This window comes from Leptospira sp. WS58.C1, assembly GCF_040833995.1.
Taxonomy (GTDB): domain Bacteria; phylum Spirochaetota; class Leptospiria; order Leptospirales; family Leptospiraceae; genus Leptospira_B; species Leptospira_B cinconiae.
The window spans coordinates 1605672-1617596 of sequence record NZ_CP162137.1; the positions used below are offsets into that span (position 1 = coordinate 1605672).

Annotated in this window: 5 protein-coding genes; all 5 read left to right on the plus strand. The window is 43.3% G+C overall.

Annotated features, from left to right (window positions below):
- The first annotated feature begins 399 nt into the window (after positions 1-399).
- The 5 genes from AB3N61_RS07265 to AB3N61_RS07285 all read left to right on the plus strand — a co-directional run bounded on the left by AB3N61_RS07265 (position 400) and on the right by AB3N61_RS07285 (position 11915).
- The gene (locus AB3N61_RS07265) at positions 400-3999 is read left to right on the plus strand and encodes a hypothetical protein (RefSeq protein WP_367898915.1); all 3600 of its coding nucleotides are present in this window, start codon (positions 400-402) and stop codon (positions 3997-3999) included.
- A 5-nt stretch (positions 4000-4004) separates the two neighbouring features.
- Positions 4005-7721, plus strand: coding sequence for an Ig-like domain-containing protein (locus AB3N61_RS07270; RefSeq protein ID WP_412758397.1), 3717 nt, complete (start codon positions 4005-4007; stop codon positions 7719-7721).
- A gap of 425 nt (positions 7722-8146) precedes the next feature.
- Positions 8147-9724: a BTAD domain-containing putative transcriptional regulator gene (locus AB3N61_RS07275; RefSeq protein WP_081603561.1), complete on the plus strand. Its 1578-nt coding sequence runs from the start codon at positions 8147-8149 to the stop codon at positions 9722-9724.
- A gap of 131 nt (positions 9725-9855) precedes the next feature.
- Positions 9856-10854: a hypothetical protein gene (locus AB3N61_RS07280; protein WP_020768330.1), complete on the plus strand. Its 999-nt coding sequence runs from the start codon at positions 9856-9858 to the stop codon at positions 10852-10854.
- Positions 10855-10907: 53 nt separating this feature from the next.
- A complete protein-coding gene (locus tag AB3N61_RS07285) occupies positions 10908-11915 on the plus strand; it encodes a putative solute-binding protein (protein ID WP_036088797.1) in 1008 nt (335 codons plus the stop codon).
- Positions 11916-11925: the final 10 nt, after the last annotated feature.

The window sequence follows — 11925 nt, forward strand, 5'->3', positions numbered from 1 at the left end:
ATTCCCTAGTCGATTCTGAGCCCTCTAGGTCGGGTGAATTTTGTAGGCGCTTCGACGAGTTAGAACGAAATCTAGAATTAATTATACAAAACACTCGTTATTTATAATTTATCTCCCAAGGGATAGGGGAGTAGTTTCCTTTTTTATAATATACTTTTAATTCGAATAGACAAAATCAAAGTCTCAAAAGATAGATTGAGACTCCCAATTGAAAATTCCTATATTGAATAACAATTGTTATTTTAAAAAGAACCCAAAATCACCCGGAAACTTTTTATAGAGTCTCGCTTATTTTTTTTCAAATGCATCGGAAATATAAGCCTGATATAAGCCCGCTTTATGTAGCGATCGCTATGCTGTGCACACTTGGAAAGAAACTGTTAGGATAAGCTAATAGATATGAATATAAAGAAAGCACACATTCTTTTCTCGCTATGTTTGGCTCTGGGGATGGGCTGTCAGGCAGGCGGTGAGAAATCAAGCGCGGATACTTTTTACGATAATATCGATTATAAAGGTATTCGTCTTTTTAATCTGTTCGATGATTATCCTTCCATCAAATCAGGTTTCCAAAGTTTGGAACCTATTAACTTCAATCTTAAGTTAGAATCCTCGATGACCATTCCTTATAGAGAGGATATCGTGGGATTTTTACGAGTCTCAGGAGATCTTCTTCTTAAGCCGGAAGCTCATGTGAGACAATCTCTTCTCCGAGTCCATTCCCTTTTAGATCGTATAGAAAAGGCACCGAATAACGCATTCGATATTCTTCAGCCTTGGTTGGAATCTTTACGCACATATCGTAAACCTGTGCTTCGTAATTTGGCACCTTTGAGCCAAACCGCTTTGAAGTATCTGTACACAAACTATTCTAAAGAAACTATGGAAACCAAGTTTAGAGAGGTTTCCGCAGTATTAAAAGATCCTGAAATTCGAATCCTTTTCGTGGAATTGGAGGACGTATTAGACAAAGCGATTAACCAAAACGCGAATGCGAAGCAGGCGATCTCCGGTCTTTTACAAGGTATGGTGGATCCTTCTCTCATTTCCGACAGAGTGATGAAAGAAAAAATGATCCAAATGATCTCTGCCGTCGGAAAATCTTTTCGTCAAAGAGCTGGATTTAGCGACGCAAAATCTTCCGAGACTGTACTAAAGAACTTAGTGATTAATTTAGAACATTATTATACGGCGTCCGCTCCGACCGGGGATAATGAGAACTTATATTCTGATCCGACTTTTGCGGATTATAGGGATGCTACGTATCCTGCCGAACTCGGTGCTATTTTAACCGAGTCTTTCCGTTATTTAAGACCCATGCTCGGGAAAGGTGGGGATTATACCGCTAATCCAGACGTTCTTCTTTCCTTGGAAATGGCGAAAAATTTCGCTAAGTTCGACTTCTCCTCTAATGTGACGGGAGTGGATAATTCCCTCAGAGAACTGATCCGCATGGATGCATCCGGTCTCGATCGGGCAGATCCGGTGAATATCACCAGCAGTCCTATCACCGCATTAGAATCTTTAATGTTTATCCTGACTTTATCCGACACATACGGATTCCGTTGGGAGAATCCGGCAGACACTTCCATTATGAGATTGGAACCTAACGGTTCCGGAAACGGAGGACCTATGACGGGTGGGGTCCTTACGGTTGGAGATAGCATTTACTCCATGAGATCCGCAATGACAGGAAGTATTGGGATTAAATCTTTTATGAACCAAAGTTCCGTAGATGGTGCGGTCTTTAAGAACGGGGATGCAAGCACTCCGACAGCACTTTCTATCGGGATCAATACTCCCACTTTAACTTTATTGGAAGCTCCGGATCCGAGTATTATTCCGGCAGCGGATGATCCTGTTTATACCAAAACGATCCCGTTTATTATGAAATTGATCCGTACTGTTTTGATCTCAGGGGGCGGGCCTTACTATAATAAAAATCGCGTAGATTCGAACGGGAATGTCCTCACTTTGGATGGAAAACTTTATAGAGATTCCAACGGTGTGGACCTAATCTATAAAGATTCCTGGAATACCTCGGAATATAGAATTAAAGTTTCGAACACTGCAAACGGTTCCTGCACAGGCGGAACTATTTGTAAGTGGGTAGGTCCTGGCGGGCGCGAAACGGATGCGGTAGTAGCTAATAATTCTTTCACTCCAGTGGCTGCCGGAGCGAATGCTTCCGGTGCCAGAGGCTGGAGTATCCCTGTTTGGGAAATTGCAAAAGACAATTTAAGCGAAAGAGCGGTAGATACGGACGAAGAAGCGATCTATAAGAATTTCCAATGGCTTCTTCATGAAAAACGAATGGTGGCTGTAATTCCGCTTCGAGCTTCCTTAGGCGCCGGAGTTCCGTACAAGATGGCCGCTTTTGTGACTCTGATCGCAAACGGTCTTACCGGTCTAATGAATGCAAGGCCCGTTTTGCAGGATGGAGCTATGTGTGCGGATCGTATCAACGCGATCTGGAGAATTAAAAATACCTTTATAAAGCCCGGTTGTGCGAGTTCCACCCAACCTAATTTCAGACAACCTGGGATCCCGATCCTACAAGAGAATTACTCGGATATTCCAGGCGATAGTATGTTCTATTTGGAAGCTTGGGACTATGGCACCAGCGGTACCGGCTCTTTAACCTTCAACAGTTTAGGAGATGCTTCCGTTTACAGTATTTTTTATCCAAGTCCGGATGACTCCTATGGAGTAATTCCTCAGGTGATTGCGGCTAACTTTGCCGTTATGGAAAGACTTTCTTTTTTAACTCCGGATAAGGTTCTACCTTCCGGTCCGAATGTAACTTATGGAAAATCAGTAGAGGAAGCTTGGGGACAGAGAAATAAACTTCTTCCTTTAATCCTCTCTCTTGCATGGACCTTGGACGACCAAGCAAGTCCAAGCTTGAACAAAAATCCATTCCAGATACTAACGGGACTCAGTGCCGCTTTAACAAGACCACTTTTAGCAAGGATCACGGATCCAGAACCGAATAGTGGTGGAAGGACAATCGACGTTGTAAAAATCGTCAACTCCGACTCCAGCGTGAGAAGTAACTCTGCAACCGAATCCGAGTATTTCTTCCGGTATCTGGATCCGATTTCCAATAAGCCTGTACGTTCTCCACTTTCTATTCTCGCGGAAAATGAAAGAAGATACCAAGACGGGCTGCTAAACTTGATGTCTAGGACGGACCTTCTATCCACATTCGTGCAAATGCTTGCCGAAATGGGAAGACCGGAAAGAGCAAGCGGAGCACAACTTACCTTCCAAGCAATCGCGGATTTGATGGGGGAAATAAAACTTTCAAATGAAAGTCCCACACCGATCCAGTTCAATTTGGAGGCATATCTGGGAGAGATCCGCGATATGGCGGCCGCTTTCCCTGATTCAAGAGTTGCAAATATCTATGATCCTGAATGGGATCGGTTGGGAAATTGGGCTGTCCGTATCCGCGATTATTTCGATCCGGATTCTGTCTATAGTCTGATCCCTACCTTGGAATTTTCCATGGACATGATCATAGACAATATCCCTACGAACGCACAGCTTACGGCTATCGTGGATCTTCTGGGTGGACTCACTCGTGGCGTCTCCAACACCCAGGATTACTTAATTACGAATTTATTAAGTGTGGATACGGCGGATCTTGCAGAAGTCTCCGCTCCTTACGGAAGAAGCACCGTTGGAGTGTTGATGGGTATCGTAAAGACCGGCGAATTCTACTCTTATTTGGAAGCGGATATGAGAAGTTCATATTCGCTTAAATCGATATTCAAAGACGCTAAAAAACTTTTGGTGTCGGATATGATCCAAACACAAAGAGAAGACGAAAGCTCACTGATCTATACGGCAGGAGTGTTGATGGGTATTTTTGCGGATCTTGCTTCCACGGGTAAAAAACAATTCCCGGATGGATTCGTATTCTACGACAGATTTAACGAAGATGAAAACTCGGACACCTATTGGGATAGGTTCGTTACGGTATTCACCCGGTGAGAATAATGAAGAGAATTTTTTTGGGAAAAATAAGTCGAGGGCTGGAAATGAATCTGAAAAATATAAAAGTTTCTAATGTCGATAAGGGAATCAAACTCGCGATCCTTTTCTTTTTAGGGGTAGGCATTTTAGGATGTAGCCCGGAAAAAATGAAAGGATTTGCAATGTCGGATATTTTCGACCTAGGATTCTTTTCTGGAGGAAGAATATTCGGAGCGAATCCGAACCTTCAACCTCCATATAACAGCGTGGACAATGATACTGCCGTCCTTCCTGTAGATTTCGGTTCAACCAATCCTCAGGCAACCTTATTCATTAACTCCACCGAGAATGTGGATCGATACAAAGAGTTGGAAATCCGTTTTTCCCACCCTATGAACAAAAGTACAGTCGAAGCGAATTTTACTATTACGGGTACTTCCGGAAATCTTACCGGTCCAAATCCCGGCGGGGAATTCTACTGGATGAGCGGTCAAAAACTTCGTTTCAATCCGTACAGGGAATTAAAACCGGCGGAGTCTTATACGATAACGATCACTCCTGACGCGGCGACCATTGGCGGCGTGGCTTTGGAAAATTATACGGTCACGTTTAGAACGGGATTGGATTATAGCCTTACAAATAGGATCACGCAAGGAAGCCAATACACTTTGAACGGCGCGAATGATATGACATTCGACCAGTCGGCAGCATTAACATTAGCTTCTAATTACGTAAATCCGGTGGTAGGTGAAAACTATATCCAATCGGTCCTTCTGAAAAAGATAGGTTCTAATAATTCTCAGGAAATTTGTGCAGCTTCTCCTTGTTCTATGAGCGGCACTATCTCATTGAACCTGAACACATCTCAAGTTCCTCCTACTATCGGTGGGAATACCTACTTTTACGAGATCGCTACTACGAACGGAAAAACGTTCCGTAAGTATTTCAGTTTCAACTACGGTAGATTGGAGAATGCGAATAATGTTCTTCCTTACGTAGCTAACGGTGTGATGGACGAAGCGCAAATGCTTCCGTTTTTAGGAAAAGCCATCCAGAAATATACGACCGGCGCATTTAAAGTGAAGGATGCGAACGGAACTCCTCGTACTTTCCAAGAATTTTTATTGGGAATGCCTGATTTTCCTAAGAGAAGGTTTTTCGAGAACGGGGCTTGGACTATCGGCGAAGCTTGTATGAGACAGGATGGGCAGATGTCCGGTAACGCGAACGAAGCTGCCTTTAAGGATTTCGAATATATTCCCGTGTTCGGAGCTAAATCCAACGGTGCGGGTAGGGGATATTGCTGGGTGAGGCACCCGGACTGTGTTACGGATAACGGGCCTCCTTATCACCCTAAAAAAAGGGCAAGCGGCGTAAGCAGAGCGGATTGGTGGAATATTTATACTACCAACAACTGTGGACAAAACCAAAACAATCCGAATTATCCGCAAGCGTGTAAAAACCTGTTCCATTGGGGAGAAGCTGCTTGGAGTCTTTGTCATTATCCGACTGATGTAAAATCTTACAGAAACAACGGATATACTTCCACAGTGTTCTCTCCTTTCGGTAGGCCTGACGGAAATATTGGATCTGCCGGAGACGATACGGTTGACTGTGCGTTCCCTGCATGTTTCTTCGATTCGTATCAAATCGAAAGAATAGCTCCGGGACCATTCTCAAAATACAGCGCTACCTTAAACGTTTCTTCCGGTGGAATTGCGGACGGAAGTGCTGCGATAACCTTAGACGTTTATGTAACCGACATGAGACTCCCTAAGTTCGTTCGTTGTGGATCGAATAACGCGACTCATGGTTGTGCTGCCGGAGCCGGAACCCAATTAGGGAACGTAGTCGCCGACTTAAAGGTTAACCCTGGTTCCGGAGCGGTGGCTCCCGGATTGGGCCTGGATCTGAAATCCAGATATACGGAAGTAGATCTTTTGGTTGTTTCTCGATTCGAAGACTGGTATGGAGCATTTAACGGACCCGGTGCCTTACTCGTATTCAGAACAACGGCTAAGTTGAACTGGGACCCTGCTGTGGAAGGAGTTTTAAATCCGACCGGTTACGATTGGAATAACGTTCAACTTTCCAAACCTCGTTTAGCATTGGCACGCGCTCGAAATAATATGACCGTGACTTCCGAAGGTTTGATCAATATGACCGTAAGGACTCCTTTTACGGTAAACGACGATTACTTCCCGGATAATCCGAGTGTAGCCAATATTCTGTCTAATACGAATAACTTCTTCATTCGTCCTTGGGCCAACCCATTGGGCCTATCTTTGGCGGGTTTGTATCCTGGCGAAGATAATTCCGACTTTATGTATACGGAACCGATGACTTACATTCACGGAAGTGAAGGTTTCAACACGATCATCGAAGCTCTTGTAGGTAGAGCGGAATTGAGTAATATGGCGAACCTGACTGTGGACCAAGTGAAACAGATCATCACCCAATACATGCTCAGAGATATCGTCCAAAGGATCGCTCCTAACGTTCTGAATTCGGTGATTGCCGACTTGAGAGATACGGGAGTTACGATCACATTACCAAGTTATCTACCGGCACCTCTTGGAAACTTCCCGTTAACGGTTAAGTTCAAATTGAATACGGATGCTACTATCAAACATGACGGAACTAATAAAGGGTTAGTCACGTCTTTGGATTTCGCATTTACCAGCGGTTTCAACCCTGTGGGAGGTCTTAGGACCCAATCCGGAAAAACCGGGATGGTGACTACTCGTACTTGGAATGCAGGAAATCCTCCTCCTTCTACTTATCAGTTCAGTCAATCCGCTGCGAATCCTGGATTCTTGATCTCTATGCATACGGATACGATCTCTCAAGCTGCCTTCCATTTATGGCAGAGAAGGGGATTGGATATCGTTCTGAATAAAGCATTCATCGACGGAATGAACGCGTTTGCAGGTGCAGATCCTTTGTTCGCTTTGACAACTTCTTTCTTAAAAGCTTCTCCTTTGGTTACGATCTTAGTGCCGGGAAGGAACAAGCTACAAGGACTGAACGGTTCGAATATGATCGCCCCTCCGGTAAAATCGTATGATGATATCGACATGGTAATGTCGCCGATCCACGCACCTAATGTGAAGTTCAAGCCTATGACTTCCGCAGGAGTGCCTAAGATGAGATTGTATTTTACCGAAATGCAATTGCAGATCATCGCTAAAAAACCTACCTCTTGTGCAGGACTTGTGGACGACGAACTCACGGATTGCCAAGCGGATACAAGAGCGAACGGATACCAACAAACTCTTGGAACAGTAAGGATCAGTTTCGCTGCGGATGCCGATTTCCGTTTCAAAATGTTCTCTAATCCGACCAATAATCCTGCGTTCGCTAACTTGAATGCACTACAAGTGATTTTGGATCCCGTCAATAACTTGGATTATGCGGTAGAAGTTTTGGAAGGACAAACTTACAATCCATTCGGTCTGGATCCTGACGGTATCAAGTCGGTGATTTCTCCGTTAGTCACCACTCTTGTGATCCCGATGGTAAACAGTATTATGAAAGAGATCCCAATGCCTCCTGATATCACCTTCCCTAAATTGCTGAACCCTGCAGGAACTCAATCTTGTGCGATCAGTGCGAAGAGTGATAAGGTACAATTCTTCACGATGGATACTCCTCAAGTTGCGGATCCGTATCTGTTAGGAGGAATGAGATTTGTAGGACAAGCCGTAACGGATCCTGCGTCTCTGATTGTCTGCCCTTAAAACACTCCTAGCTATTTCGAAAAACTAAATGTCGAAATGACCGAAAGGGAAAAAACCCTTTCGGTTTTTTTTTATCGGAGGGGCGGAGATCTAAATTAGAAAAATCTATAGGACTAAAATGTAAAATTCATATACACGTTGATTGAATGTAAGAAAAAACTTATGAGTGAGCCTTCACTCGATCGGTATTGTGCAATTTTGATTTTCTTTTGCTACAGTTTCGCAAAAGTTTTCGTTCGATTTTAGTCGAAAGTCAAATTATTTCATAACAATCGTTAGAACGTGCTACATATTCTTTTAAAAAAAGGAAGGAAAACGATTCAAATACTTGCATTTAAAAATAGTGAGCATTTAGTCACAATTTTTGTCCCGTTTTCATAAATGGGTTGCAGGAATCCGGATAAGATAGGAAACGAAAAGTGGATATGACGTATTACCAGCTTTCATGTTACTTGGTGGTGACTGTATTAGTCTACCGTACGATTCATAATTTGGTTTTATATTTTAGAAATCGTAAACAAGCATACCTACTTTACTTTGCCTTATTACAAGTGGCGTACGGCTGGTATCTATTCTGTTTTATCCAAACCATTAACGTAGAAATTCCGGAAAAAGCCTTAATCTGGGAAAGAATGGAGAATGCGACAGCGGCTATATTCGCCACGTTTATCGCATTATTCGTGAATAATTATAAAAAACTGTTTAGCAGGGATTTCATCCTACTCTACGTGTTTATGAACTTGATCCTTGCCGGAATACTCTTACAGGATCCTAACGCTTATACCATGAGCGTTGCTCATCCAAAACATTTTCCATCTTTGGGAATAGTTATTTATGAAACGGATCAACCTACCATCATGCAGTTTATCTTCCTTTCAGGGATACTGATGATCGTATGGACTGTGATCAAAGTAATGAATCAATTCAGAAAGAACAGATTCAGAAACCATTTCCTATTTTACGGATTGGTATTATTTTTCGCGAGTTTGATCGCGGACATCTTGGTTGCCAGTGATTTATTAGGTATTCCGTATACTTCTCACTTTAGCTTTTTGATCCTGATGTTCTGCGTGGACAGCTTCCTGACAGTGAATAAATCCGAAAGGGAAGTTAGGATGGAATTCAAGGAATCCGTTTCCAAGTGGATGTCCAAGTCGGAGGCTTCCTCTTTTGGAGTACAAGCCAAGGGCGCAGGTGGGGAAGGTCCCGAATCCAAGTCGATCAAAGAGAAAGACCGCAATCCTAAAAAATTGAGCGTAAGAGCTCTTGGTCCATTGGAATTGGATCTGGATGGAAAGAAAATCCCTGCAGCCGAATATTCCAGTAAGAAAAAATTACTTAAACTCATTAAACTACTGTTAGTTCGTTTTGGTAAAGGTGTTCATAAAGAGGAACTTTTAGAGAATCTTTGGCCTGGAATGTCCGAAAAAAACGCTCTTAATAGTTTGCATGCTCTACTTTTCCGTCTTCGTAAAATTTTAGGAAATCCGGAAGCTGTCGTATTTGCGGAGGATAGATTATTCTTCCATCCAGATCTGGTAGAAGCCGATTTTGTGGAATTCGAGAAAAAGTTCGAAACGGCAGGGAAGTTACTTCGAAATAAAAAAGAAGAAGAAGCCGTGCAGTCCTATAGGGAAGCCCAAGAGTTGTATACGGGAGACTTTTTCGAATTCGATCTTTATTTCCCTGAATCGGAGTTAAAACGTGAATATCTACGCAAGAACCTGATCGAAATTTATAGGATCCTATGCGAATATTCCCAAAAAGCGGGGGACGCAAATTCTCTACTTTCCGATTCCGAGAGCTGGATCCGTCTGGATGATCTGGACGAAAGAGCTTGGAGATTTCATTTTGAATCTTTACAATCGTTGGATCGTAAGAATGAGGCTTTGCGTAAATTTGAAGACATGAAGAAAATCCTGAAAAAGGAATTAGGTGTGGAACCTGACCAAGAGACGGTATCACTCATCGAAAAGATTCGGGTTACTTCTCCAGTAGGTTGATTGTTTTTAGGAAACACTGCACCATAAAATAAAACGCTCATTAGAAAAAAAATATTGGACGAAGTAAAACCCTTCTGTACGTTCTTCCAGAATCCCCCATATTTCTAAGTAAAAATAACCCCCGAAATAAAATGAATAAACGAATCCTTTTTTTTGTAACGATTGTTACAATTACCCTGGCAAACTGTTCCATCGTATATAGAGTTACCGGTAAAACTTTAAACTCATATGCCCAAGACCATTTGGTTCCCCATTATCTTGCTTCCGATGATTTGGACGCGATCTGCAACGGAGGAACCGCGCTCGGACCTCTAGTGTCTTCATTCGAAAGAACCGGAGCGTCTGTAGAACTTGCAACGATGGTTGCCCAGATGGGAGCGGGAATGTGTGCGGAAAAACAGGCACAAGAAGCGGAACTTCTGTATATAGCTGCAGTTCGTAAAGGTAAGGGGGACGAAGCTCTGGACAACCAGGCTAGACAGATCCGTTACCATGGAATAGCTGCAAAAAGATACGGTGACGCGCATAATCGATTCCTGCAATACTTCGGCGAATGGAACGGGAAATGTCCTTCCATTAGTGAAGACGAAGAGTTATATTATTTAGTGGGACTTTCTTCCGGATTACTCGCAATCCTTCATGATTTTGCTTCTCAAGGGTATGCCGGGATCACTCGAGAAGTGCCAAGCGTAGTTGCTGGAGGATCCAAATGTTTGGATCCTAAAAAATGGTGGGGAACTCCATTGGCTCTCGAAGCTGTTGTGTGGCTTTCCGTTCCGGGCGCTACTCCGGAAGGAAAGGATGCTTCCAAACAAATGGAAGAAGCAGTTAAATTGGGAGACCAGGCGGGGGTCCGGCTTTCTCGAGCTTTCCAGATCCAGGCTGCCGCCGGAAAAGGCGACGCGGAAAAGATCAAAAAACTTATATTAGAACATTCTAAAGTTCTAAGCCAAATACCTGCTAAGAAAGAATATCTTTTCTTGGAAGCGTTTGCGGAGAATTTATCACGTCATGAATCCGATAAAATTTGGATGAAAGAGACCGGACATAGAGGGCCGATTAACTTTTCCTCTTTTCCGGGAAAAAAGAAAAACAATAAAGAAGAAGACGATCTGTTAAAAGATCTATGAGCGGGTTCTTGGGTGGAAAACGAAAAAAAGGGACCTTTAAGGAAAAAAACTATATGAAGAAGTTTCTCATTCTATCGGTAATTATTCTTGGGACTTGGATGTCCGTAGGTGTGGGAGCAGCGGAGACTGTGGATCGATCCATGTGTGTATTCGATCCTTCCGGCGCACATGGAGACCTGTTCAAAGCCGCGCAAAGATACCAAGCGCAAGCTTTAACATGGGGAATTCGTCTGGACCTGAAAGCTTATACGGACGAAGTGGTAGCGAATTCCGACTTCAAAGCTGGAAAATGTCATATGGCATTATTAACTTCGCTTAGGGTAAGGAGTTATGTACATGAATCCGGATCCATCGAGGCGATCGGTGCACTACCAAGTTATGACCTTCTCCGCAAAACGATCGAAGCATTATCAAATCCTAAAGTAAGGGAACTGAACACGGACGGCGACTATGAGACGATGGCTATGTTCCCAGGCGGTGCGGTTTATCTTTTACTCAGAGATAAAAATCTGAAAGATATTAAGGATCTGGCCGGAAAGAAGATCGCAACTTTAACGTACGATCAGGCTGCCACTACAATGGTGGATATCGTAGGAGCTTCTATGGTTCCCGCAGAGATCGCAACTTTCGCAGGTATCTTTAATAACGGAAGAGCGGATGCTTGTTATTCTCCCGCGATCGGGATCAAACCTTTGGAACTTATGAAGGGAATTTCTCCGAATGGAGGTATCGTTCGTTTTCCGATCGGCCAATTGACCTTCCAGATCGTGGCTCGTCATAAGGATTTTGCGGAAGGATTCGGAAATACTTCCAGAGCGTGGGCGGCGACTCAGTTCGACTCTATGCTTTCCCTTACCAAAAAGGCAGAGCAGGAAATTCCGGCCAAATATTGGTTAGAAGTTCCGAAAGACCTTCAAAAGAACTATTTCGAAAAATTTAGAGAAGTCCGGATCAGGCTGAGAGACAAAAAAGTATATCATCCTACCATTCTGAAATTAATGAAAAGGGTTCGTTGCAGTGCGGATAAAGAAGCCGTAGAGTGCTCGGATAACCTGGAATAATTTCCAAAAC